Origin of the sequence: Streptomyces sp. 8N114, assembly GCF_052245835.1 — a bacterium.
Classification (GTDB): domain Bacteria; phylum Actinomycetota; class Actinomycetes; order Streptomycetales; family Streptomycetaceae; genus Streptomyces.
This window is the reverse complement of sequence record NZ_JBQQBT010000003.1, coordinates 326778-350717: the sequence shown is the minus strand read 5'-3', so window position 1 is coordinate 350717 and position 23940 is coordinate 326778. Positions and strand designations below refer to the sequence as shown.

Here is a 23940-nt window from a genome sequence, read left to right as displayed (position 1 = left end):
AACAGGCGCTGAGCTTGTTCTTTAGGCAGTGCGCCGCGGTTTGGTGCCCTTCTTGTGGTGGGTGGTGGGGCGGCTGTAAGCCTGGCCGGTGGTGAGGATTCGCCCCACGTCATGACGCTGGGCCGGACGATGGCTTCTCGAACCAGGTGGGCGGCCAGGGCCGGGGCGTGTTGGTTTCGGCGCACTGACTGGGGAGCCTGCTTTCGTGCGCAGGTTCCGAAACCCGCGCCTGACCCTTGTGGGGGTCAGCTTGTTCGGCGGGGAGGGCTTCTCCCACGGCCGACGGAGGTCAGTTGCCAGGGGCCGCGCGAGTCTCAGCTGGGTGTGTCCGGAGATCACCAGCCAGGTCCAGCGGTCGGCCGCAGCCGAGCTGCGAAGCCGCGGCCGGGTCCAGCCCAACGTCTGCTTGAGCATGCGAAAGGTGTGCTCCACATCGAACCGTCGCAGGAAGGAATGCCAGCAGCGGTCGACGTCCTCCGCCTGTGGCGCCGGTGCCGGACCACCACAGCCAGACCGGCTTGTTCACCCCGCCGGACGGCAGCTTCTCGACGGCCAGGCGGATCACAGTCCCTTTCGATGAAGGGCAGCGGCCCGTCGTAGTCAAGCCAGGCCGCCCGGTGGGTCAGCCGCGGGTGCAGCCGGTCCCAGGCTTGCGCTGTCGCCTTCCCGTAGAGACGGGTGTCGGTGGTGGTGACGGCCTGCTCGAGACCCCAGGTCGCCGAGTCACCGAAGACGAACTCGCCGCCGTGCTTGGGCGGTCGGCCGCCCTTCGGGTCATAGACCCACGGCGGCGCCGGCCGCCGCATCACACGGTCGGAACGGAGCCGACCGAGGATCTGAACCGGCAGGCCGGACAAGAGGTGGGCGATGCGGGGTGCGTCGTAGCCAGAATCCAGGACAAACAGGATCTCGGGGTCGCCCTCACTCCACTGACCAGCCGCGATCAGCCGCTCGACCACGTCGCGGACCTGGGCGGTGGTGACGGCTGCAAGATCGGCGCCGGGCTGAAGGCGGACAGCGTCGAGAACCGCCGTCCACGAGGTGCGGCCCGTCTCCAGTGCCGCGACGACCGAGTACGGCCAGCCGGGCATCATCTGGTGCTTGGCGTCGCCACGGCCGTAGGTGTGACAGAAGGACCGGTCCGGCACGGTTCCGGCATCAGGCCGCAGCCAGGGCGAGACGTCCACGGCCAGCACCGGCCGGTCGTCTGCCGCCCGCGGCAGGGGCACCTCGGCAAGAGCCCTGCGGAGTCGACTGACATCGATCCGACCGCAGTTGAGCCCACCGTCGAGGGCTCCGTGACCGCGGCGGTGTTCGGGCGCCAGCGCGAGGTCGACCAAAGACCGCACCGGTCCATCGGTGCACAGCATCGCGTCGGTGAGCTCGAACAATGCGTCAGCCCTCGCGGTCAGCGACGCGTACAACTCCGTCCGGAAGCATGACACTTCCGCGAACGCATCCCGCAGGACACCCTGATGCACCAGACTCACGACCACGGCCTTCGCGCTGATCCTCTACCTCTGTGACGGAGCACAGGATCGAGCGAAGGCCGTCTCCATGTCCGATGAACTGCGGAAACATTGATCAAGTTCGAGCTGCGTTCGACGCCCGACCTTAAAAAACAAGCTGAGCGGTATGACGACGAAGGCCGCCTACACCGGGAGAACGACCGGTGAGCGTCCATCTGCTCAAACACCCTGGCAGCCAGGTCCCCTGGGCAGGGGACTCCAACTGCCAAGAAGCAGCTGGAAAGTGAGGCTGGTTGAGGGTGTCAGCCGCAGTCGTTGCGGTTAGTTCGCCGCCCGCACAGGCGCCCTACCAGCCACACAACGTGACGACCAGCAACTTGGGGTCAGGCATCGCCTCGGCACTCCTCAACGTCGGTGACCAGTCCGCCGCACACGGCCCGCTTCCAGAGTATGTGGTGCCACTCGTTGGCGTCCGGTGCCGGCTTGCGTGTCAGGACGGGGTTCGGTCCGGTTTCGATGAGATGCAGAGTCCAGGCGATGCCGTAGCAGTCATCCGGGCCGAAGTATTTCACCAGGGCCTTGGCCTCCTCCGCTGTGACCCGGGCGTGGAATCGCTTTCAGCTGGTGTGTCCGACGGGCGATCTCTTCCACGCTTGCTTCCGAGTCCGGCAACGGCCCTTCAGCGACGAACAGACATACCTCGCGCCTCATACACGCATCATCCGCACCGGCCGAACCAGCATGTGGCGGGCCTGAGCTGATCCCGACAGGAAGAAGCTCATCCGCGGCAGGCCCGCCTCCCGGCGCATGCCGTGCGGGGCGGGGAATCCGTGCACACTGGCCGGTGGCCGGCCCACGTGCAGCCACAGCCGGGCCCGGCCACCCCCTTCTCTCGCCCTGGCCTCACCGCTGGCCAAAGCCATGGGGCGCTTCAGCACAGCTGCACCCGAGGGCGGTCAGCTGCTCAGGGAACAGCGCTGCGTTGAGGTTGGTGACGAGTCAGCCGCAGTCGTTGCGGTTGAGGCGCAGGGAGCGGGTCTGGTCGTTGAGGTTGTAGCCGCGCAGGTCGTGGATGGAGCCGCCGCTCTTGGCCACGCACACCCACCGTCCGGCGAAGTTGCGCTTCTCGTAGATGCGGGCGGTGCAGTCGGAGTTGTTGCGGATGGAGCTGCCGCGGTCGCGGATGGCGGTGGGGAGATCCTTCACGCTGCCGTCGACGGCGCGCTTGACCCAGGGCTGGCCGCCGAAGTTGATGTCTGGGTAGATGCACACGTAGCCGTTGGGGCAGTCGATCACCGCCGCCTTGGAAGCCGGTGCAGCAGCGGGTGTCGCAGCGGTGCACGGCGATGGCGGCGGTCAGCAGGCCACGGAAGAGGTTGTTCACGGCGAATTCAAGCGGCACGACATCGCCGGTCACGGCAGTTGGAAGGCTGCACACGTCCGAGAAGTGAGGGTGCCGGGGCTTGGGCAGCCGGACCGAGTCTCGCCGGGCAGGATCCGGAAGGGCGAAAAATACAGGGGCAGCTCCTCCTGCGGGCGGTGCGGCTGCCCACCGAGCACCTGGAGGTCACCCTCGCCTTCCCCGCCGCTCTCGATCCGGCGGTGTGGGGCACCGAGACATCCATCGAGATTTATCAGCTCCATGGCCGCCGTTACCGATGACGGCGGCCATGGCACTACGAGGCCGTGGTGGGCTCAGCTGTCCGTCCACCAGTAACGCTTCTTGCCGTCACCGTGTTTGCGGTTCGACTTGTTGCCGATGTCCGCGCACCACACCTTTCCACCGGTCTTCGCGCAGGCCCGCATGTAGCGATTGTGTACGTCGCTACCCGAGTGCAGATACTTCGTGCTCGTGATGATCCGCTCGCCGGCCTTGGCGGTCTTGTGACCGCAACTCTTCCAGGTCTTGCCCTTGTCGTGGCTGATGGTCACCCATACCTTGTCGCCCTTGCTGGCGTCGCTCAGCTCCGCGGCCGACCTGTCGTGGATCTTTCCGGTCCGCAGTGCGAGAATCTTGTAGCCGCGCACCGTGTATCCGTCGTTGTACTTCTCAGTCCCCTTGCCCTTCCGGCTGACGGCCTCGAAGAGGCCCCATCCGCTGTAGCCGTTGTAGGTACACTTCCCTCCCTGAAAGGCAGGGGCGGACTTGGCCAGGGCCGAGTCCGCGGAAGCGTTCGTCACGCTGGCCCCCGCAATGGTGGCGACGGCAGCGACTGCCGTCGCCACTGATGCGATACGTCGTTTCATGACTCCCCCATATCCTGCCCATGCGCCGTCGGCACGAGCGGTCCCCCGTGATCTCACGACGTGCGCGGTCGTCCTCACAATAGGTGGTGACTCCCGGGGCACGGAGCCTATTCGGGCGAGGCCGAAACACCGCTGACCGCGGCTGACGACCGATCGCACGGCACCCCCCATGGGCGACGGACGCTACAACATCGACCTCCCCCGCCTCCCTGTGCTGATCAGCTACACGCGCTACCCCGGACACCGCGAATTCCGCGTATCCGACCTCATCTGGCTCGGCTGAACTCCTCCACCACCACCCCCGCTTCTCTTCCGGGTGGTCGGGCACCGACGCCACCGCCCAGGACATCGACCGGATGCTGTCGGCGCTTCGATGTCGAGCGATCCCCACTGGGTAATCAACTCTGGGCTGCGGCGGAACCTCATCATCAAGGAGCGGACAGAACCGTGGCGGTGGCGGGCAGGCGCTGACGGGTCGGGGTTCGCTGGATCCGCGACGCTCGGTGATCTGTCGCAGCGAAGCTTGATCGTTTCTCAACGAATCAGGTTGAGCGCCGATTCGTGTGAGTGCCCGTCGTCGATCCCCGAATCTGGGGCGTGGGCAGGAGACCGAACGACCTCGTCAGAGGACGTCGTAGGTCAGGTGCGTCGCGGTCGATGTCGAGGTCACGCTCCGCTGCACGAGCGTGCGTGGCGCTGTGCCGGTGAACAGTGGCGTTCCGGCGCCCAGCACGACGGGTGCGAGGTGCAGCGTCAGTGCATCGACCAGCCCGGCGTCGAGCGCCGAGCAGATCGTGGCGCCGCCGCCCATGAGGACGACGTCCAAGTTCTTGCCGCTGTGCGACGACACCGCCTCGGCGCGCTCGCGCGCGGCGGCGACGGCGTCGGGGAGACCAGTGGTGACGAAGGTCCAGTCGAGGTCGGTGAGCCGCACCGACTGCGGCGGCGAGTTCGTCACGACGACGAACGCGGGCTTGCCAACCTCGCTGGCGCCGTAGCCGACCGTGTCGTCCCAGCCTTCCGGCCCGTCGACCACGTCGAAGAGATGGCGGCCCAGGACGACGGCGCCCGAGCGGGCGGTCCCCTCGCGCAGATACCGGCGGTCGTCGGGATCGTCGGAAAACGCCCAGGTGTGCAGGGCCTCACCGCCGGTGCCCAGACCGTTGTCCGGGCCGGGGTCGGGTCCGGTGACGAAGCCGTCGAGAGAGACCGAGATGTCAGCGATGATTCGAGTCATACCGAGACAGACCCGATCCGCTGCCCAGACTCATCGCTCACGCATGAGGGCAAGCCGCGTGGCGTCCTCGCAGCACACGGGGCACCCATTGTGCACCCCGAGCCGCTCAACCTAATTGCTGCGACGAAACACTGGGTCCGCGAGTTGAGACTTAGCGCTTCAGTTGGCCCCTTCGCGTAGTTGTTGGCCTGCTGAGCGTCAGAGTTGGCCCGAAGGGCGCTGGGAGAGTCCGGGTCCGGGGGCTCAGACCATGACTGCCGCACGGGCATTCGCTCGCGCGATCAGGGAGTTTCGGCGGGGGACGAAACAGATGTACTGCGCGCGCGCCCGCTGTCAGCGTGGTTCACGTCAACGGGGAGGCGTCACGCTTTGAGGTGACGCGAACATGACGTATGGGGGACATAGGTATGAGAACCACACGAATGACTTGCGCTCGCGCCGTCGCCACACCGCTGCTCACCGCAGTGCTCATAGCGCCCACCGCCGCCGCCCATGCAGTCGAAGCCCCGAGCCGGGCCGCGACCGCCAGCCAGGCCACGCCAAAGGGACACAGCTGCGACCCGGAACATTCGGACTGGTGGGGTGACGCAAAGCTCTATCCCGGCGATAAGCGGTACAACCCGGAGCACCCGGGGCGCAGCGGCCCCAAGACGAAGGTCCAGTTGTGGCAGGAGCACTTCGAGTGGGAGGACACCTACGCCATCGCCAACACGTACAAGCCGGGTGTCAGGATTTACATCGAAGACCGGAAGAGCAAGCAGAAGTGCTGGTCGGAGCCGTCCTCGGACTGGCCGGGCGGCTACGAGATCGAGACCGACGGGGTTCTCGACAACCGCAACACCTCTATCCGGGTCGTCATCGTCGACCCGCTCCACGGGAAGAAGTACGGGCGGTGGGCCCGGGAGGATGCGGGTGGCCACTATCAGCCATGGGAGAACGGGGGCAGGGGGAAGATCGACGGCTCCCCCGACTACGACCGCAAGGCCAAGGCGAACTATGACCACAACGAAAAGCCGGGCCTCGGCCAGTCGCTCCCGAGCAAGTACGACGCGACGTACGGGCACATAACCCGGGGCAGGATCGTCCAGAACGCGTACGACGAGGGTGAGGCCAACGAATCCTACGGGTCCGTCACCACGAAGAACCCGAACATGACCGTGTCGCTTCAGAGCGACAAGTACGGGCAGGGCAAGTGGCACAAGGTGCGCAGTACAGGCGGCGGTTGGCACAAGACCCAAAGCGGCATCCTCTACAACAAGCACGATGCCCTGCGCGTATGCGTCAAGCAGGCCAAGGAGGAGGATCCGACCTGCGGGAAGTGGCACAAGGGCTGAAGGAGGGCCGATAGGCCACCGGTTGAGGGCGGCTCTTGGCGCAATTGCCAGAACCGCCCTCAAACCGTCCGTCACCCGACGGCTGGGAACAGAGCGGGCGGGTGTCCGTACCCGACGAACGGAATACCCACGGTCTACGAGCGCCACTCTGCCGGAGCCGACGGGACCTACCGGCGGGAAGGGGCACGGTGAGCGCCGAAAGCAGCCGGCCAGAGTGCGGCTGCATGGACCCACGGGCCAACCCCGACGCTCAGCCGGACCAACTGGGACGCTAACGGGCCAACTGAAGCACTAATTCACAGCTCGCGAGCCTGCTGTCCGGTGACAACGAACCTTGGGTGCCTGCCAGCGAACCTTGACGGACGCGCGTCTGTGCCATCGATGCCTGAGCGGGAGAGGGCGGACACCCCGGGTCAGAGTGCGCGCTGTTCGCCTGGCTGTCATCGCCCGCCAACCCACACGGCCCCGCCAAGTGCGCTGACTGCGCTGCCGATCACGGCGAGCAGCGGGTACGGCACTCTCTTGATAACCAGGTGCACCCACCCCAGTGCAGCTCAAGGAAGGGGGCTGGGGGTCCGTTCTTCGCTCGTCGCGATGCCATGCGAGCCTCCGGCTCGTCGGGGGTATGCATGGCACGGTCGCGAACGACCCGTGACTTCCATGCTGTACCTGCGGGCCTTCTCGGGCAAACCCTCACGCCCTGCCTCATGCCGATTGAACTGCGCCGATGGAGCAGCATGAAGGTCAGCACTCCTTCATCACGAGATACAGCAGTGTCACGTCTCTGCTCAATCTTCGATGGCCACGCTCAAGGTTCGCTGTCACAGGACACCTGCGGCCGCGGTACGCATGCTGGCGAGGTGGCACTGCTCCCACCCGTTTTTTGGAATACGAAAGAGGGCCCCGCCATTTCCTCACCATAAGGAATGGCAGGGTCCTTTCTTTCACAGTCAGGCCAGTAAGCCGACTTCGTGCGCCTCGTGGGTCTGGCCGGGGGTGAGTTGTTGTTTCTTGTGGCGGGTTCGAATGTTGCTGCGGAAGACGCCCAGCCTGATGTGGTGTTCCCCTCCGCCGGTGTCGGTGACGGTTTCGGTGTGGTCCCGCGGGACGCGCAGGTGGCCTTCGCGGGCCTTGAATTGCCGGGCAGCAGCCAGGTTGATTTCCCACCGTCCAGCCCCCGCGGACACCGCCGGAGCCGTCGGCGCCCCGCCCGCCGGACCTGGTCGACCGCGACTTCACCGCCTCGCGGCCGGACCAGCTGTGGGTGGCGGGCATGACGTATGTACGCACTTGGTCCGGCTGGGCATACGTGGCGTTCGTCCTGGATGTGTACTCGCGGGTGATCGTCGGCTGGCAGGTCGCGAACCACATGCGGACCGAACTGCGTCGGATGCCCTGGAGATGGCGTTGTGACGCCGGATCAAGAAGGACGCCGGTCTCATTCATCACAGCGACCGCGGGTCGCAATACGTATCCATTCGGTATACCGAGAGGCTGTCCGACATCGGGGCTTCGGCCTCGGTCGGCTCAGTCGCGGACAGCTATGACAATGCGATGGCCGAGCCCTGAACGGCACGTTACAGGCGGAGCTGATCGAGATGCAGAGCCCTTGGAGGGACGTCGACCAGGTCGAGCGGGCGATCTTCCGGTGGCTCACGTGGTACAACGAGGAACTGCTCCACTCCGCCCTCGACTACGTACCGCCCGCCGAGTACGAACGCGCCTGGTGGCGACAACAGGAAGCCACCCTGCAGTCCGCCCGAAACAAGATCACCGGGCTCTACGAAACCCGGGACAGCTCAGAGGCGCGGGTGATGGGGGCCGAGCCCGCGTAGGCCTTCAGTCCGCGGGCGTCGGCGAAGCGGTGGCGGTGGTCTCCGATCTCGGCGAGCACCCGGGCGCCGAGCTGGACGCCGAGACCGGGGAAGCTGAGGATCACGTCAGCGTCCGGGTGCTGGGGGAAAGCCTCCTCGATCGCCTTCGCGAGGTCGTCCGCGGCCGCTCAGGTGGCCTCCAACTGCCTGAGCAGAGCGAGCATCTGCTTGCCGAGCGCGTCCTCGACCAGCGGCGGCTGGTGGGCGTAGTCGGCCCGGAAGATCTCCCGCATCCGGTCCGCTTCAGCCTCGATGCCCCAGGTGCGACCAGCCCGTTTGAGGGCGGAGCGAAACTGAGCTCGCGAGAGACCGGCCGCGCGGGTCGACGTCGGTGCGACCGCCAGGACGGCGCGGGCCTCGGGCCGGCACAGCCCGTTCTGCCAGATGGCGAAGGCTTCCAGGGCGGCCGGGTAGTACTCGCGCAGCAGCGAGCGGAGCTGGTTGGACAGCTGCTGCCGGTTCCAGATCGCGTCCTGCTGGGCGCGGGCGAGCACGGCGATGGCCTGGGCGAGGTCGCTGTCCTGGGGCAGCGGCCGGTGCACGGCCATGTCGGTGCGCAGCATGTTGGCGAGCACGAAGGCGTCGCCGGGGTCGGACTTCTTGCGGCTGACGCCGTGCCGGTCGCGGTAGCGGGCGGCGGCCATCCGGTTGATCGCGAACACTTGACGCTTGCCGGTGCGCAGGGCGGCGACGAGCAGGCCGCGGCTGGTCTCGATGGCCACCGGGACCGGGTTCTGTTCGGTGTCGCCGTGTTCGGCGAGCAGGTCCAGCAGCATCCGGTAGCCGGCCGCGGTGTCGTCGATGCGGAGCTTGGCGAGCAGTTGGCCGGTGTCGTCGACCAGGGCGACGTCGTGGTGCTGTTCGGCCCAGTCGATACCGCAGTAGATCACGGTCAGGTTCCTCCCCCTCGTGGTGCTGTTTGTGCAGGTCACGAGCACATGCGGGCCACGCGGCGACCTAATTGCAGGACTCATTGGTCCGACATCTCACAAGCCGTTCGCGGCACCAGCGCACCGCGCGGGCCTCGCTCTTGGACAGGGCTCGACGGCTCGGGCAGTTCAAGAGGTCGCCGCGCGACGGGCTCGCGCCACGACCAGAATCGAGGGCGGAAGACCCGCGGTGGCGGCGGCCGCCAAGACGCCAGGATTCGCCACTCTTCGCTGAGGCCTCGCAGGCCAGGAGACTTAGCAGAAGGACCGATCAGGGCAGGTTGTTGGCGCCCGGCCGCAGCCACGGCGAGACGTCCGCGGCCAGCACGATCCGACCATCCGCCGCCCTGGGCAACGGCATCCCCGCCAGGCCCCGACGCAACCGCGAGACGTCAATCCGGCCTGATTGAGGCACCCGTAGGGCGACCCGTGCGCGCGACGGTGTTCCGGCGCGAGCGCCAGGTCGACCAGCTCCCGGCCCGGCCCGTCCGTGCACAGCAACGCAGCGCATAACTCGAACAGCGCGTCGCCCCGCGCGGTGAGACACGCTACAACTCCGTCCGGAAGCGTGACACTTCCACGAACGCATCTCGCAGGCCCTGATACCCGAGACTCACGACCACGGCCTTCGAACTGATTCCTATGCCTCTGCGACGGAGCACAGGATCAGACGAAGGCCGCCTTCACGTTCGCTGAACTGCGAAAAAAGTGGTCAATTTCGAGCCGCGTTCGACGCCAGACCTTAAACGACAAGCTTAGGACCGCGGCCACACACGCCCTCAGCCGTGGACGCCGCCAAGCAGGCTGCCTACGCCAGGAAGCAACATGGAACTCACCCCCTCCCCCACAGTCCATCTGCATGGTATCCACCCTGAGTGACGCACTCAGCACTGTCCATTGACCGTCACCCAAACGGGGACAAGGGATCGAACCACCACAACACACCTTGGCCGCCTCTTCACCCGATACGCCGAGCGCACCGCGTCGGGGGGCTTCTTATGTCTGGAGACACCTCGGCTTGGCTTCTGGATCGCCGTGCGAACCGACGATGTGAATGAAACGGCCCAGCGGGCGCAGGCGACGTGGACCGTTCGCTACGCCGAACCTGTGACATGCGGCGCAGGCCAGAGTTCCCCCTGGGCCGAGATCAGCCCGTGCCAGAGGAGAAGGCATCGCGGATCGGGGGAGCCGTTCACTAGGGTCGCTGTGCGAGGAGGCATGCATTCAACGCCACTCGGGGTCCACACCTGCCCCGAAAAGCACGGTGACGCACTCATCCAAGTCCCCTCCGGCGCCGGTCAGACAGGCCTCGTCGGCTTCCTCGCCTTGCTGACCTTGGGAGGCTGTTTGCAGGCGTTGTAGTCAGCATGGGCGGAGGTTGCGGTGGCCAGCGGCAGCACGGCTGCGGCGACTGTGAGGACCGTGGCAGCAGCGGCTCCGGAGAGGGCGCGGCGCACAGACTTCATGTTCAGCCCTTTCGGTGCGGTAGAACGATGGCTGTCGTCGGGATCCTGCCGCCTCTTGGCATCACCTTCTCCATCTGCTGATTAGCCCGTATGAGCGATCGTGTGAGAGACGAGGTGATGCATCTGGAAGCAGCTCCCACACGCTCGCATCCCACGGCGGCCGACCAGACCGGGTAGCAGCATTCCCGCGTCACCGTGCCGAAGCAGTGAGAAGGGTCGCGGCGGCCGGCCCGCAAGCCGACCGCAAACGGGATACGGATTCCGCAGAATCGGGAAGCTCTTGGTGAAAATGCCGGTAATGCCGCAGATCTCGAAGGGCGAGCTGTACGCAGCGATCCGGCGTGACCATGTCGCGCGAGGCGACCGGTCGCGCCCTACTCGCTCAGCCCCAGGAGTCCCCAGCCCTGCCGGGCAGCTTCGGAAAGGACGCGGCCCCAGTCGTCCAGCAGGCCAGTGAACTCCTCGAAGTCCCGGACCCAGCCCTCGGGCACAGCGGCATGCTCGTCAAACGCCCCACGCAACCCGTCGAGCCAGGGCCGTACCTCCTCCCACGTCGCTGCCAGTTCCCGCACGCTGTCCGGCGACCTCGCGAGCAGCACGCCATAGGTGACGGCGGGGTCATCGCAGAAGAAGCCCTGATCCACGTGCTCCGCCTCACCGTCCAGCCCTCCCCAGATCAGCCCGAGCAGCAAGGTGTCCAACCCAGCCCGCACCAGCGGGTCGGCACGGTCGCGTACGGACTCCCACCGCTCCCCAGCCCAGAAGTGCGCCTTGAACGAACCGAGAGTTCCCGGGAACTCGTAGACGGCGAAGGAGGAGCTGCTGGGCCCTCGTGGCCACTCCCAGTCGCCTTCGACCACCGGCGCTTCGTGATCCCACAGCCCGCTCTCGTCGGCGTACCAGGCACCCCTCAACCGCGACAGCCTCTCCCTGGGCGGAACCTCACCCAGCCATGACCAGTCGGCGATCATCACAGTGATGTCCAGCCCCATACCCGTGAGAGTACCGATCACCCGTACTGCAAGGTGCCGCCACTGAAGGCGCCTCGGATACCTGTCGGCGACTGTGAAGGGACAGCCCGGGCCCTCTTCCCCCGTGATCCTGACCGGTGGAGAACAACGGTGCCCGTGCCATCTGCCTGGCCGCCCTTGCAGACGTGACTGTCGCTGCTGGTGTGGTCGGCGGCCCCTACGGCGTGCCCGCCAGACTCCTCCACGACGGGGTGCCGTCCTTTCTCGTCGACAGCCCGGGGTGGGTTGATCACCAACTGCCGTCGGACCCCGCCAACAAACGCTGTCCTTAGACATCAACGAAGCCAGAAAAGACCCCGCCGCCTCCCACTTGTACTGAGAGGAAGTTGCGGAGCCTCTCCACGTCAGGCCCGCCGACGGAACAGGCCGCGGAGCCTGCCCGGCTCCTGGCCGTGCTCCGGCTTCGGCGGTGGTGCCGGCGTTGCCTCCCACGAGTCTTCGGCGGCCTTCTCACGGGCGGCATCGTCGGCGTGGCATGTCCCACATATGGTCAGGTCGCCGGCCTTCCAGGACCTGGGGCGCGTGGTGGTCTCCTCCCAGCGTTCGTCGGTGAACTTCGCCCCGCACCGCGCACACCGGGCGGCGGGCCTCGCGGTCGGCGGCGCGCCGGCGTTCTGCTGTGACGCAGGCGGCTTCGGCCTGGCGGTGGAAGAGGGCGTCGCCGTCGGGGTTGTCGAGCGCGGCGCTCAGCGTCTGCTTCCCCGTGCGTCCCAAGCGCCGCCACACCGCAGCGTCCGCGCCGTGCTCGCGCAGCTCTTCCAGGGTGGTGACGATGACCGGCACGGCCTGGCTGTGGTCCCGGGCTGTGACGCCCTCCCACACGCCCGGGTCGTACCGGGTGCCGCACCAGTGGCGACGGCCGGCCTCTTCCAGCACCTTGACGGTGCCCGCAACCTTGTCGGGCGTGGTGTCGGCGAACACGAACGCCAGCGGCGGCGTGCCTTCCCGTCCGGTCGGCGGGTAGAAGCGGCGCCACAGCCGCTGTTCGTGGTCGATGTCGCCTCCCGCGCGGGCCAGCCGCTTGGTCCGGTCGTCCAAGTCCGCGGGCAGCAGCCGGAACCAGTCGGCGTAGCGGCGGAGTTTGTGCACCAGCTCATGGGCGTCCTCGGTGCGGCGGTCGATCTCCAGGAGCAGCACCGGTACCCCGGCCGCGGCTGCTCGCATCACCAGGTCGGCCCGCTGCACGTACCCGCCGGCGAGGCGGTGGGCGACTTCGGTTTCCCAGCCGAGCCGGTGCCCAATGCCGGCCTTCGTCAGTTCGGCGGCCGTCGATGTCACCGCCGCGGCATGGTCGTCGTAGCCGGTGCCCAGCACCTCACCGGGGCCGGGGTCGTATTCCTCTTTGCGGAGCGCGGAGAGGCGTATCCCCTCGGGCTGCAGCAGTCGCTTGGCCTCACGGTGCCCTCGCGCGGTCAGCACCCACACCTGCCGCTGGTCGTCCTGAACGGACTCGATCCTCACCAGGCGGTGGTCTTCGAGATCCAGGAGAGTCTCCCGCACGAGCTTGTCGTGCCGGTTGGCCGGCCGGGTCAGCTTCCACAGCTGATCGGCGGTGGCCCGCTGGAAGATCCCGAGCGCCTGCAGCAGCTCCTTGCGCCGGGGGCCTGTCGAGTTCTTCCGGTGCACAGGACGCCTTGAGCGATGAGGGTTGTCGGACCTCTGCCGACCCCCAGCTCGCCGGGTCCGGCCTGCGGAAACGGTCCGCTGGTGCGAAGCGGGAGCGGAGGGGGCGATGGAGGGGTCTGCGGAGGGGACGGGCGCGCCCTGGCCAAGCGGTGCGCCATGGGTCTGTTCAGCGACGGGAACGAGACTGCGTAGGGCATCGGCGGCGGTCATCGAGTCCTCTTCACTCCGGCTGTGCGGCCGGGTCGACGGCAGGCCAGGCCCACGCGCACCCGGCACGCGAGCCGGTGACCACCGCGCCGCACGCATCGAGTGCGCACCGCAAGCGGGCAGGCGAGATCAGGCCCGGCGAGGTGGCGGGTTAGCTTCAGGTCCTCACCGAGCCAGGAGTTTGGCGAGGGTGAGTCGATCTTCCCGCGTCATATGTTCCCGCAGGATTCGGTTGAGAGTCGGCGGGTCCGCCCAAGGTAGAGGCGGTACGGATCGCGTGCTAGCCGACTCTCGCGGGGTGATAACTGAGTTATCAGCGGTTGAGGCTGGGGGCGCGGTCCGCTTGGTAGCTCGCTGCCGCTTCTTGTCCGCGTCGGCCTTGGCGCGGCGATCTGCTTCCTGTCGCTGTTTTTCTGGGGGAACTTTGGCCATGTTCCGGAGGTGGGAGACGTTGCGTCGGCCAGCCTCCAGGTCTGCCTGCAGCTCGGGGTGAGGAGCAGCAGGGATAGCTTTTGGCTGATCAGGGGTCGGCTCATACTGAGGCGCTTAGCGGCCGTGTGCTGGGAGCCGTAGAACTCCACGAGCCGGTTCAGGGCCTGCGCTTCCTCCAGCTCGCTGAGGTCCTTGCGTTTGGCATTGGCGATGAAGGCCGCTTCGAGCAGGCTTTGGTCCGTGCTGGCGAACTCGTCGCCGAACATGATCTTGATGGTGGCGGTTCCGGCTTCTCGGGCGGCTTTCAGCCGTCGATTGCCGTCAACGACGACGTACTTCGCTCCCGCGTCGAGGTCGTGCTTCCGGTCAGGGCGGCTCGCCAGGTAGGCCTCGGCCGTCGCGATGGTGATGGCAACGATCTGCCCGACCTCGTTGAAGCTCGCAACCAGGTCGCTGACGTCACCGAGTTCTTCGCGAGGGTTGTCGGGGTTGAAACTGACCTCGTCTGTGGGGACGGTGGCTGTGGGAGCGGCCTGCGGGGGCGACACCGGGTCGCCAGTGGCTGCGGTGATCGCTCGTCCGCGGCTGCTCCGGGGGCCTACGAATGCGGGAGGCCCAACGCGGTCAGCGGCCTTTTGGTGACTGGTCACACGATCTCCCTGGCGATGCGGCGGATGGCCTTGGCCTGCTTCGCCGAGTGGGTCAGGCCGGAGCGCCGAAGCTCCACCGGCGAGACCGTCCGGGTCCGCGCCGTCGTCCAGGCCGTCCGTGAGTCGGCTGCCGTCATCTGAACGGCCACCGTCCATAGGGCGACCGCGCGCGGCTGGCCGGCGCTGAGTGCGTCAACCCCTACCAGCACGTCCGCTATCCGTGACGCTCCTGTACGCGGATCTGCGTACTCCGGATGCCGCACTGACGTTGACGCCGCGACGGGGGCCCGCGTCGCACGATCTCCAGTGTCAGATCGGCACCCCGAGCCACTGGAGACATCATGAAGACCACGAGGACTCTCCCCTTCACCGGCAAGCTGAACGCCGCCGCGCTGGCCGCAGGCGCCGTCGGGATCGCGGTGCAAAAGCTGTCCGGGGTCGGGGAGTTCCCGCTGATCCCGCCCGGCGCGGTGCTGCTGCTCAGCTCGGCCGCGTTGGTGGCATTGGGTGCCCGGTGGCGTTGGACATCCATCGTCGGCCTCGTCATGCCGGTCTATCTGCTGGGTGCGTCGTTCCTGGTGTCGTCGGGGGTTTGGGACCGGCTGGCCACACCGGGTGAGATCGGGCCGTTCGCCGGAAGCATCCTGCAGATGACCGCGATGGCGGCCGCGGCACTCACCGGCGTGGTCACTGCCTTGACGACGTACGCCGGTCGCCGCCAAGCCGGGATCCATCAGCGAGCTTGACAGACGGCCCCCCTTCGACTGGCTCCTCACCGTCCTTGGCCTGTCCGTCACACCACAACCAGCTCCTGGAGGTTCCTCACCATGTCTGCCCCACCCCTAGTACGCGCCGAACAGCAGTCCCCGCAGCCAGCCTTGGCCGGGTATGGCGGGATTGTGAGCATCACCGTTTTCTTCGGCTTCTTCATCCTCGGCCTGATGTTCCACAGCGCACTGGCCACCAGCACGTATCCCGCGGCCGACGACGCCACCGAGCTGATAGTCCGGTGGCGCCTGGAGAACGCCCGGGTGTCCCGGATCTCGGGCGTCGCGCTGAGCATCTCCGGCCTGGTCTTCGCCTGGTTCAGTGCCTGGTTCGCCACGGTGATCCACCGCACCGGCCGGGTCCAGGCAGCGCTGGTGACGTTCGCTGGCGGACTGCTCTCCGCACTCGGACTGCTGCTGTCCGGGGTGCTGCAGTGGGTCGCGCAGCGGCCGGAGAACATCGCCGAGGCGCCGGTGCTGCACCTGGTCCACCAAATCACCTTCGTACTCGGCGGCCCGATGGTGGTCATCAGCCTCGCCCCGTTCGTCGCGGTCGGTGGCATCGCCCTGATGAGCGCGAAGCTGCTGCCCGGATGGCTGGGCTGGACGGGCGTAGTCCTCGGCGTGCTCGCCCTCGGCTCGGTCGTCATGCTGCTGCCCGAGGAGGGCAGCCTCACCTACCTCGTTCCCCTCGGCAGGTTCCTGTCGCTGCTGTGGCTAACAGTCACAGCCGTCGTGCTGGCCCGGCACCGGCGGCGAGGAGCAAGCCGCACCTGAGCGACCGGCGGCACCGACACGGTGGCACCGGCGCGGCCGAGGTCCTTCACCGACAAGGACCTCGGCCGCGCCGACGCGTATGTCAGGGGTCGCCGGGGAGGGGCAGGCCGGCTCGTACGGCGAAGACGACCAACTGGGCGCGGTCCCGGGCGCCGAGTTTCATGGTGGCGCGGCCGACGTGGGTGCGGACCGTGGCGGGGCTCAGGAAGAGTTCTCCCGCGATCTCGTCGTTGGAGCGACCGGTCGCCACCCAGGCGACGATCTCCCGTTCGCGGTCGGTCAGTTCGTCCAGGGCCGAGGACGTGGTGGTGCCGCCCGCTATGTGGCGGGCGAAGCGCGAGACGACGCGGCGGGTGACGGAGGGGGAGAGCAGGGCGTCGCCGGCCGCGGCTACGCGTACGGCGTGCACGAGCTCCAGCGGGTCGGTGTCCTTGAGGACGAAGCCGCTGGCGCCTGCCTGAAGGGCGGCGAAGATGTACTCCTCGATCTCGAAGGTCGTCACGATGACGACGCGGGTGCCTTTGAGGGCGGGGTCGGCGGTGATGGTGCGCAGCGCCTCCAGCCCGTCCATTCCGGGCATTTTGACGTCGAGGAGGAGGACGTCGGGTGTGGCCTGCTGGACCAGTTTGATCGCCGTCGCGCCGTCCTCGGCCTCGCCGACGAGTTCGAGATCGTCCTCGCGTTCGATGAGCACGCGCAGGCCCATCCGCATCAGCGCCTGGTCATCGGCGAGCGCCACCCGGATCATCACTCGGCTCCTTCATGGACGGGGATTCGGGCGCGTACCCGGAATCCGCCTTCGTTGCCCGGCCCGGCGGTGAGTGTGCCGCCCAGAGCCGCTATGCGGGAGCGCATCCCGGTCAGTCCCCGACCGTCGGAGTGGTCCGGCGACCCGGTGCCGTCGTCGGCGACCTCGACGAGCAGTTCGCCGTTCTCGCAGCTGACGTGGACCTGGGCCCGGGCCTGGCCCGCGTGCCGCAGCACGTTGGTCAGCGACTCCTGGACGACGCGGTAGGCGGCGGCATCGAGGTCGTCGGGCAGGTCTCGCACCGGTTTCATCCGCAGGTCGACGGCGAGGCCCGCGCCTTGGACGCGGTCGGCCAGCCGGGGTAGGCCGTCGAGTCCGGGGGCCTCGTTTGCCTGGATCATACTGAGCGCGGCCCGCAGATCGCTCAGCGCCTCGGTGCTGGTGGTGCGGATGGCCTTGAGGGACTCGCGGGCCTGGGCCGGGTCGTCGTCGAGTACGAGCAGGGCGACGCCAGCCTGCATCGCGATCACCGAGAAGCCGTGCCCGGCGACATCGTGCACTTCTCTGGCGACACGTGCGCGCTCCTCCAATGCCCCCCGTTCGACCAGCTCCGTGCGCAGCCGGCGTGCAGCCACGGTCCGGACCTGGACCAGCGTGCCCAACGACCACGGTATGAGGAGCCAGTTCGCCCAGGCGATGCCGACGATGACCGACAGGCTGCTCTGGTCCGCGACGTTGACCAGCAGTGCCGCCACGACGACGGTGGCGGCCGCGCCGCAGGCCGGGAGGGAGAGACGGATCGTACGGACGCGGGCGACCTGGAACGTCGCGAACACCGGGCACAGCAGGACCGGACCGGGCGCGTATCCGCCCAGGAGATAGGCCCCTGTTCCGGCGACGACCGCCGCCAGCATCGCCATCGGCGCCGCCCGCCACCAGGCCAGCGCACCGGCCGTCACCGCCGCCGACAGCCAGGCCCACGCGTCCGGCGACCGCTCCCCGTCCTGAACGGAAGCGGCGAAGATCGAGCCGGCGACCAGGAGGACGACCAGAGCGGCGGCGACCAGGCCGTCCCGCAACCCTGGCAGCGGCACCGCCCCGCGATCTCCTGTGGACCTTCGCACCATGGCCCGAGCATAAAGGCGTCCGATCATGAGGTACACGCGCGTACGCAGCCCCGCGTACGCGCGCATCAACGCTGGTGACGACGACTCAGACGTCCCCGTTGGCCGATCTTTGCTGTGCACGTACGGCACAGCGACGAACGGAGCAGCGATGACCGAGACGGTGACGCCGGCCCCCCGAGCCGAGACCACGACCGTACGGCCGCGGAACAACTCCAGGGCCGGACGTGCCGGAGGGCGGGGGTGGCGGCTGCACCCGCGGGCGCGGAAGTTTGTGCTCACCTGCCATGTGACTGTCGCGGTCGGCTGGTTGGGGGTGGAGGCCGCCCAGTTCATCCTCGCCCTCGTCGGACTCTTCACCGGCGATGCCGAGATGCTGCGCGCGACCCGCCTGGTCATGGAGCTGCTCGGCATCGAGCTGATCGCCGTCCTTGCCTGGTCATCCCTGCTGACCGGCCTGCTCCTGGCACTGGCCACTCCCTGGGGTCTGCTCAAGCAATACTGGATCGTGGCCAAGCTCGTGGTGAACGTCACGTTGATGCTGGCGGGTCACTTCTGCTTCCGGCACTGGCTGCAGCGCCAGGTCATGGCCCCCAGCGAGACCGTCAGTGTCCAGCTCGGCCTCGGCATCGTTACCGGTCTGGCGCTGCTCGGGATGGCCACCGCCATCTCCATCTACAAGCCCTGGGGCAAGACCCGGCTCGCCCGCCGTCGCTGACCCTCACGTCACGAATGACGGCACGGTAGCGGAGCCGGGACACAGGCCGCCGTCGAGCCACACGAACGAGAACGGACCGTTTCGCAGGTGGCTGGACCGACATACGCTGCTTGGATGCCGAAGGAATCTCGCGAGGCCAAGCGGGCACGGAAGGCTGCGGCTAAAGCAGCTGCACGGGCCGGTGCCGCTCTGTGCTTCGTGCGGCCGGCCGGTTCAAAGACCGGCTGATGGCGGTGTCACGCCCATTGCACGCCCAGTTCTGTGAGCGCGGCGCGCTGCTCGGGGGTGAGCTTGTCGCGGCGGCTCTTGGTGTTGGAGACCCGCACACCCAGCTTCGCGACTGCCGGGGCGGCCTCGCCCTCTGCCGCGATCTCTTCTGCATGGGCCCTGGGGATGCGGTGGTGGCCTTCGCGGGCGGGATGTACTGCGCGAGGGCCTGAACGCCCCTCTGGAAGGCCGCTGATGCCTTCCCTGCCGCTGTGCGCCCTTGGCTGCCGGGACCGTGGTGGGCCGTTCAGCGGGCGTTGCGCCCAACTCGGACAGCCGCCGCTGTTGCTCCTCCGACAGCTGTGCCCAGGTGCCCGCTTCCCTGTGCCGGCGTTCGTGAGCACGCGCACATGGCCAACCACCTCAAGGACCCCGACACGTTCGTGTGGCCGCTGAACTTCCCCACCGGCGACATCCGGCCCTCACGGGCTCGAGACGCCCGCATCGGCACCGACTTCGACCCCGACCCCGACGGCGGCGAGGACGCCCCGGCCCCCGAGGCCCGACCCACCCTCCGGCTAGCCGGCTGAACCGCCACCGCCTGCGCGCACCACAACGGCGCCCCCGACCGGGAGAGCACCGTCGTCGTTCCCGGCCGGGACGGAGCAGCACGCCGGTAGCACCAGGCAAACCGGATCGTCCTGGAGCAGCAGAACAAAGCAGCGCACCGCTGCATGCAGCAAACCTCGTGAACGTGCAGCAGTTGCCCGCGGCTGCACCGCCCGGGCCGCTCTGCTGCACGAACAGCAGCCGCATGCCGCCTGGCCCATGCAAATGCTGTGCAGCACCCCACGTCTTCATGGCCGGCCTTCCGCCGTACGACAGCCCAGTGGGTCGACGGAACGCATGCCACACGCCGACCTGGCGTGCCCTGAATGCGCTGCTTGGCAGCGCGCATCTGAATGCAGTCGGCGGCGTAGTTGGCGAGCTCAACGACCAAGCCGAGGGCGGACGCGGCCGGCTTGAACCCTCCTGTGAGGGTGCGGGCTGTAGCCGCGTCAGCCGCAGTCGTTGCGGTTGACGCGCAGGGAGCGGGTCTGGTCGTCCAGGTTGTCGCCGCGCAGGTCGTGGATGGAACCACCGCCACACACCTACCGCCCGGCGAAGTCGCGCTTCTCGTAGACGCGGGCAGTGCGGTCACTGTTGTTACGGATGGAGCTGCCGCGGTCATGGATGGCGGTGGGCAGGTCCTTCACGCTGCCGTCGACCGCGCGCTTGACCCACCGCTGGCCGCCGAAGTTGATGTCCGGGTAGATGCACACGTAGCCGTCGGGGCAGTCGATCACCGCCGCCTTGGCGGGCGCCGGCGATGCTGCGGCGGTCAGCAGGGGCACAGTCAACGCGGCGGCCAGCAGGCCGCGAGTCAGGTTGTTCACGATCGTGTTGTAGCGAGCGAGGCAGGTCGCGCCCGCCATGTGTCAGCGGTTCACCCGGAAGCGCGCAACGCTTCCGCGATCTCCTCATCGGCCACGGCCATGGCGGCGTCGGCGCGGACATACCAGACCTCGCGCCGGGCCGGGGACAGCCCCGCCCAGGGGTGGCGTTCCGCGCTGTGTCCGAGGGTCCTGTACAGCGCCACCGCATACCGCTCGCGCCGCTCATCCTCGCTCATAGGTTCTCTTCTTCTCGTTGAGTCGTGTCGCGCGTCCGGCGGTGGATGGGGCCTGTCCGGCGGATCATGCCGGGCGGCCCACCGGCCCTGAATCGCTGTGGCGACCCGTCGGACAAGGAGCTGGGTGGAGCAAGTTGGGTCCGTCGACAAAATATCTCGACATCGGTGGCGGTGATCGGGGACGCTTCGCGCGATGACCAGAATCGACGATACGCCGCCCGCGTGGGACGAGCACACCCAGCTCACCACGTTTCTCGACTACGCACGTGAAACCGCCCGCGCCAAGTGCGATGGCGTCTCTGCGGAGAACGCCCGAAAGGCGCTCCTGCCGGGCTCACCGCTGATGACCATGAGCGGCCTGATCAACCACCTCCGCTGGGTCGAGTACTACTGGTTCCAAGTGGTCTTCCTCGGCGAAGAAGACCAGGGCCCCTGGACCGAGGAGGACCCCGACCGCGAAATGCGTATCGCCGTCGACTTCCCGCTCACACAGTTGCTCGACGAATACGCTGAACAGAGCGCCCGCTACCGCGAACTGGCCGCCGGGAACGACCTGGACAAGCAGGCCCAGCGAGCCGTCCGCAACGGCCTCCACGTCGACCTGCGCTGGATCCTCCTCCACCTCACAGAGGAGACGGCCCGCCACAACGGCCACCTGGACATCCTGCGCGAGATGCTCGACGGCACGACCGGCGACTAGTGCCGCATCAGGCAACGTTCGCCTTGTCGATCACCTCGCGTAGGGGTTCATCGGCGGCGTGCTTGTTCCGCCAGATGATGTAGCGGCGGATCATGCTTCCTCGTTCCTTATGGCTAGCGTGGTCCGTTCCGTCCAGTGCGAAGTAGCGGAGGGCGGTGAACCGGGCCTCGATGCGGTTCAGCCACGAACTGTTGGTGGGTGCGTAGGCGAACTCGACGTTGCCGGCCGCGGCCCAGTCGCCGACCCGGGTGTCCTTCTTCGTGGTCAGGTGCGGGGAGAAGTTGTCGAGCACGATCGCGATCCGGATCTGCGGCGGGTAGAGGGCGCGCAGGTAGCGGCAGAACTCGAGGAACCTCGCGCGGTTCTTCTTCGGCTTGATGTGGCCGTAAAGCCTGTCCTTGGCCAGGTCGTACGCGGCGAACAGGTGGGCGGACCCCGCGCGGCGGGTGTAGGTCGCCCGCCTGCGGGGCCGGGGCTCCCGGTCGGGGTCCTTGTGCCGTCCGCCGCGCTCGGCCCCTTGCCGCCCGGGGTGGGGCTGGAGGTTGAGCGGGACGAAATCGTCCATGCAGAAGACGACTTCGGGTTCGTCGTCCTCGGGTATGACCTCGCCGTCGGCGATCACGTAGACGTGCTCAACGCGTGCCTTCTTGGCCGCGTAGTCCGGATCGCAGGGAGGTCTTCCAGGTCTTCAGCCGTTGAAAGACATCCCAGGAGCGTAGATGTCAAGCCGTAGACGATTGCCTGTGATGCGACCAGGCAGTTGCCTCGTCGTAGAACGTGCCGTCTTTGAGGCATCCGTGGAGGACGCCGACGAGCCGGTTGGCGAGCTGTCGCAGGGCGGAGTTGTAGCCGACGCCTCGGGCCCGTTGCCGGTCGTAGCAGGCGCGCGCACCGGGCGAGATCTTCAGGGCGCAGAATACCTGGGTGAGCAGGGCGTCGATCAGCCGGTCGTTGTGCACGAAGCGGGCCAGGGCGACCTTCTTCTTCCCCGAGGCGCGGGTGATCGGGGAGGTTCCGGCGTAGTTCTCGCGGGCCTTGGCGGTGGCGTAGCGTTCGGGGTCGTCTCCGAACTCTGCGAGCACCCGGGCGCCGAGGACGGCTCCCGGCCCGGGCTGGGAGAGGACGATCTCAGCGGCCGGGTGCTGGAGGCCCTGCGCCGGGAGGACTCGTTGTGTTCCGTGCTGGTCTCCCGGCGGAATCACCCTCCCCGATCCATTCTGAGATTGTGGACGTTGCAGCCCTGAAGCACGCTGGCGCACACCGATCGTCCTCTGGTTTCGAGACGAAGGAGAGTCTTTGTCCATCCATCCCTTCTACGGCGTGCGGGTGCTGGCCCTGGCCCCCGACCGGCGGCGTGTGAGATTTCGGATCTTGGTTGTCGATTACGACGTCGAGCGCCGGTGGCATGCTGAACTGCCAGCAGATCCCGGCTTCTTCCTGTCGCTGCTGTGGGAGAGCGCGGATGACGGCGGCGGTCCTCTCGGCGATGTGTTCACCTGGCGGGAGCTCGACAACGACGGCTGGCTCGCCGTGAACACCCGGTGGTTCGTCGAAGGCGTCGAACGTGTCGCCGTCCGCAACTATCCGCTGTCCGACGTGGACTGGGAGAACATCGATACCCTCCAAGAGGAGGGAATTCACCAACGAGACGACGGCTGGCTGGATGAGGACCGTCTCGTGCAGGCCGACTACGAGGTGCAGGTCACCGACCCACGCTGGCTGGAGCATCTGTGGCCCGGCCTGAGCTGGGAGACCGGGTACTACCCGGACCCAACCCGCCGGTTGCGTGCCGAGGATGCCCCGCACGTACCGGATCTCACGGAACCGGAGGCCGTCCTCACTCCGTTCGCCGGCTCCGACTATTCCGACATCGTGGTGCTGGCCTTCTCCGACGACGGCCGCTTTCTCGCTGTCACCAGCGAGGACGGCGAACTGTCCGTTTACGACACGGCCAACCGGTCCGAGCGGATCCGCGTGTCACCTGTCTCGGCCGGCCGGGACATCATGTGGGTGCCCGGGCAGCATGTGGTCACGCTCAAGGAGGATGAGGACGACGAGGTTCGCCCGTGGGCCTACGACCTCGACGCCGAGACCGAGACCGACTTTCCGGTGGAACCGGGCCGCGTACGCTCGCACACCGGCTGCTTCCGGGTCGAGTACGGTGACAGCGGCCGGGTGAACTTCGTCTCCGGGCAGTCCTCCCCCGATCGCACGGTACGGCTCGGTGACGAATCCTCCGGCCGGGTCCAGGACGTGGCATTCAGCGCGGACGAGACCCGGATGTTCGTAGCCCACGACTCGAAAGTGCACGTGATCGAGCCCGCCACCGGCAGGATCCTGGACACCATCACCGTGCCGGGCGACTGGCTGAACTCGCTGGCGGCGAGCCCGGACGGCGCGTACCTGGCCGTGGCGACGGAGGACTGGAACGATGAGCGGAAATGCACACCCGACATCTTCCGGGTCGCCGACCGTGAGCTGATCATGCGACGCCCTGCGAAGGACCGCGCACAGGCCGGGATCAGTGCCCAAGCCCTCGCCTGGTCGCCCGACGGCGCCCGGCTGGCGGCCATCGTCGAGAACGAGATTCATCTCTTCCGCATCGGCCTGCCAGACGAGCCACCAGCCAGTCTCAGGCTCGGCGCCGGGCCTAACGCTCGGAAGTCCGCGCCCGAACCAGGTGGCCAGGACGACGCACCGGAGCCCATGCCGACCGTTTGACGGT

The 23940-nt window shown here is 67.7% G+C and carries 24 protein-coding genes and 6 pseudogenes; 10 read left to right on the top strand and 20 right to left on the bottom strand.

The genetic code is table 11. The annotated features are described in order from the left end of the window. Positions 1-21: 21 nt before the first annotated feature. The 3 genes and pseudogenes from ACTWQF_RS09810 to ACTWQF_RS09800 form a co-directional block, all read right to left on the bottom strand. A pseudogene (locus ACTWQF_RS09810) lies at positions 22-1490 on the bottom strand (NF041680 family putative transposase). A 362-nt stretch (positions 1491-1852) separates the two neighbouring features. Continuing rightward, the gene (locus ACTWQF_RS09805) at positions 1853-2041 is read right to left on the bottom strand and encodes a hypothetical protein (protein WP_443278788.1); all 189 of its coding nucleotides are present in this window, start codon (positions 2039-2041) and stop codon (positions 1853-1855) included. 427 nt (positions 2042-2468) lie between these two features. After that, a complete protein-coding gene (locus tag ACTWQF_RS09800; RefSeq protein WP_443278787.1) occupies positions 2469-2765 on the bottom strand; it encodes a peptidase inhibitor family I36 protein in 297 nt (98 codons plus the stop codon). A gap of 243 nt (positions 2766-3008) precedes the next feature. On the opposite strand from ACTWQF_RS09800, the gene ACTWQF_RS09795 reads away from it, so the two are divergent. After that, a complete protein-coding gene (locus ACTWQF_RS09795; protein ID WP_443278786.1) occupies positions 3009-3131 on the top strand; it encodes a hypothetical protein in 123 nt (40 codons plus the stop codon). Positions 3132-3164: 33 nt separating this feature from the next. Here ACTWQF_RS09795 and ACTWQF_RS09790 read toward each other — a convergent pair whose 3' ends face one another. Next, positions 3165-3716: a hypothetical protein gene (locus ACTWQF_RS09790; protein ID WP_443278785.1), complete on the bottom strand. Its 552-nt coding sequence runs from the start codon at positions 3714-3716 to the stop codon at positions 3165-3167. Positions 3717-4338: 622 nt separating this feature from the next. Continuing rightward, the gene (locus tag ACTWQF_RS09785; protein WP_443278784.1) at positions 4339-4953 is read right to left on the bottom strand and encodes a dihydrofolate reductase family protein; all 615 of its coding nucleotides are present in this window, start codon (positions 4951-4953) and stop codon (positions 4339-4341) included. A 422-nt stretch (positions 4954-5375) separates the two neighbouring features. Here ACTWQF_RS09785 and ACTWQF_RS09780 point away from each other — a divergent pair, with 422 nt between their 5' ends. Then, the gene (locus ACTWQF_RS09780; protein WP_443278783.1) at positions 5376-6287 is read left to right on the top strand and encodes a hypothetical protein; all 912 of its coding nucleotides are present in this window, start codon (positions 5376-5378) and stop codon (positions 6285-6287) included. 950 nt (positions 6288-7237) lie between these two features. Here ACTWQF_RS09780 and ACTWQF_RS09775 read toward each other — a convergent pair. Next, positions 7238-7474, bottom strand: coding sequence for a helicase associated domain-containing protein (locus ACTWQF_RS09775; RefSeq protein ID WP_443278782.1), 237 nt, complete (start codon positions 7472-7474; stop codon positions 7238-7240). Positions 7475-7506: 32 nt separating this feature from the next. On the opposite strand from ACTWQF_RS09775, the pseudogene ACTWQF_RS09770 reads away from it, so the two are divergent. Continuing rightward, positions 7507-7659: pseudogene (locus ACTWQF_RS09770) on the top strand (DDE-type integrase/transposase/recombinase); the annotation flags it as partial. Positions 7660-7852: 193 nt separating this feature from the next. Beyond that, positions 7853-8122 carry an integrase core domain-containing protein gene (locus tag ACTWQF_RS09765; RefSeq protein ID WP_443278960.1) on the top strand — a complete coding sequence of 90 codons (270 nt, stop codon included), beginning with the start codon at positions 7853-7855 and terminating at the stop codon, positions 8120-8122. Here ACTWQF_RS09765 and ACTWQF_RS09760 read toward each other — a convergent pair. The 7 genes and pseudogenes from ACTWQF_RS09760 to ACTWQF_RS09730 form a co-directional block, all read right to left on the bottom strand. Next, positions 8089-9051: pseudogene (locus ACTWQF_RS09760) on the bottom strand (IS110 family transposase); the annotation flags it as partial. The gene ACTWQF_RS09765 and the pseudogene ACTWQF_RS09760 overlap by 34 nt on opposite strands. Positions 9052-9348: 297 nt before the next feature. Beyond that, a pseudogene (locus tag ACTWQF_RS09755) lies at positions 9349-9686 on the bottom strand (transposase); the annotation flags it as partial. A gap of 702 nt (positions 9687-10388) precedes the next feature. Beyond that, a complete protein-coding gene (locus ACTWQF_RS09750) occupies positions 10389-10556 on the bottom strand; it encodes a hypothetical protein (RefSeq protein ID WP_443278781.1) in 168 nt (55 codons plus the stop codon). A 374-nt stretch (positions 10557-10930) separates the two neighbouring features. Next, positions 10931-11548, bottom strand: a complete 618-nt coding sequence (locus ACTWQF_RS09745; RefSeq protein WP_443278780.1) for a hypothetical protein — start codon at positions 11546-11548, stop codon at positions 10931-10933. A gap of 489 nt (positions 11549-12037) precedes the next feature. Next, positions 12038-13213 carry a replication-relaxation family protein gene (locus tag ACTWQF_RS09740; protein ID WP_443278779.1) on the bottom strand — a complete coding sequence of 392 codons (1176 nt, stop codon included), beginning with the start codon at positions 13211-13213 and terminating at the stop codon, positions 12038-12040. Between the two features lie 416 nt (positions 13214-13629). Further along, positions 13630-14502, bottom strand: coding sequence for a ParB/RepB/Spo0J family partition protein (locus tag ACTWQF_RS09735; RefSeq protein WP_443278778.1), 873 nt, complete (start codon positions 14500-14502; stop codon positions 13630-13632). Continuing rightward, positions 14499-14639, bottom strand: a complete 141-nt coding sequence (locus ACTWQF_RS09730; protein ID WP_443278777.1) for a hypothetical protein — start codon at positions 14637-14639, stop codon at positions 14499-14501. The genes ACTWQF_RS09735 and ACTWQF_RS09730 overlap by 4 nt, the downstream gene beginning before the upstream one ends. Before the next feature lie 204 nt (positions 14640-14843). Between ACTWQF_RS09730 and ACTWQF_RS09725 the strand changes: the two genes are divergently transcribed. Beyond that, on the top strand, positions 14844-15248 hold the full coding sequence (locus tag ACTWQF_RS09725; protein WP_443278776.1) for a hypothetical protein: 405 nt from the start codon (positions 14844-14846) through the stop codon (positions 15246-15248). A 153-nt stretch (positions 15249-15401) separates the two neighbouring features. Continuing rightward, positions 15402-16046 (top strand): hypothetical protein, encoded by a 645-nt coding sequence (locus ACTWQF_RS09720; RefSeq protein ID WP_443278775.1) that lies wholly within the window; start codon positions 15402-15404, stop codon positions 16044-16046. An 82-nt stretch (positions 16047-16128) separates the two neighbouring features. Here the strand turns inward: ACTWQF_RS09720 and ACTWQF_RS09715 are convergent, their stop codons facing one another. Next, positions 16129-16794, bottom strand: a complete 666-nt coding sequence (locus tag ACTWQF_RS09715; RefSeq protein ID WP_443278774.1) for a response regulator — start codon at positions 16792-16794, stop codon at positions 16129-16131. Next, positions 16794-17921 (bottom strand): sensor histidine kinase, encoded by a 1128-nt coding sequence (locus tag ACTWQF_RS09710; RefSeq protein ID WP_443278773.1) that lies wholly within the window; start codon positions 17919-17921, stop codon positions 16794-16796. Before ACTWQF_RS09710 ends, ACTWQF_RS09715 begins: the two co-directional genes overlap by 1 nt. 148 nt (positions 17922-18069) lie before the next feature. On the opposite strand from ACTWQF_RS09710, the gene ACTWQF_RS09705 reads away from it, so the two are divergent. Continuing rightward, on the top strand, positions 18070-18636 hold the full coding sequence (locus tag ACTWQF_RS09705) for a hypothetical protein (RefSeq protein ID WP_443278772.1): 567 nt from the start codon (positions 18070-18072) through the stop codon (positions 18634-18636). Between the two features lie 236 nt (positions 18637-18872). Here ACTWQF_RS09705 and ACTWQF_RS09700 read toward each other — a convergent pair whose 3' ends face one another. After that, complete coding sequence (locus tag ACTWQF_RS09700) at positions 18873-18962, bottom strand: helicase (protein ID WP_443278771.1); 90 nt, start codon at positions 18960-18962, stop codon at positions 18873-18875. Positions 18963-19253: 291 nt separating this feature from the next. Here ACTWQF_RS09700 and ACTWQF_RS09695 point away from each other — a divergent pair, with 291 nt between their 5' ends. Beyond that, entirely contained in the window at positions 19254-19433 is a 180-nt protein-coding gene (locus ACTWQF_RS09695; RefSeq protein ID WP_443278770.1) for a hypothetical protein, read from the top strand. A gap of 561 nt (positions 19434-19994) precedes the next feature. Here the strand turns inward: ACTWQF_RS09695 and ACTWQF_RS09690 are convergent. Further along, positions 19995-20279, bottom strand: coding sequence for a peptidase inhibitor family I36 protein (locus ACTWQF_RS09690; protein WP_443278769.1), 285 nt, complete (start codon positions 20277-20279; stop codon positions 19995-19997). 50 nt (positions 20280-20329) lie between these two features. Beyond that, the gene (locus ACTWQF_RS09685) at positions 20330-20515 is read right to left on the bottom strand and encodes a hypothetical protein (RefSeq protein WP_443278768.1); all 186 of its coding nucleotides are present in this window, start codon (positions 20513-20515) and stop codon (positions 20330-20332) included. A 193-nt stretch (positions 20516-20708) separates the two neighbouring features. Between ACTWQF_RS09685 and ACTWQF_RS09680 the strand changes: the two genes are divergently transcribed. Beyond that, positions 20709-21215 (top strand): DinB family protein, encoded by a 507-nt coding sequence (locus ACTWQF_RS09680; protein WP_443278767.1) that lies wholly within the window; start codon positions 20709-20711, stop codon positions 21213-21215. A 7-nt stretch (positions 21216-21222) separates the two neighbouring features. On the opposite strand, the pseudogene ACTWQF_RS09675 reads toward ACTWQF_RS09680, so the two are convergent. After that, positions 21223-21916 (bottom strand): annotated as a pseudogene (locus tag ACTWQF_RS09675) (transposase); the annotation flags it as partial. A gap of 21 nt (positions 21917-21937) precedes the next feature. After that, positions 21938-22357: pseudogene (locus ACTWQF_RS09670) on the bottom strand (transposase); the annotation flags it as partial. A 154-nt stretch (positions 22358-22511) separates the two neighbouring features. Here ACTWQF_RS09670 and ACTWQF_RS09665 point away from each other — a divergent pair. Then, entirely contained in the window at positions 22512-23936 is a 1425-nt protein-coding gene (locus ACTWQF_RS09665) for a WD40 repeat domain-containing protein (RefSeq protein WP_443278766.1), read from the top strand. Positions 23937-23940 lie beyond the last annotated feature (4 nt).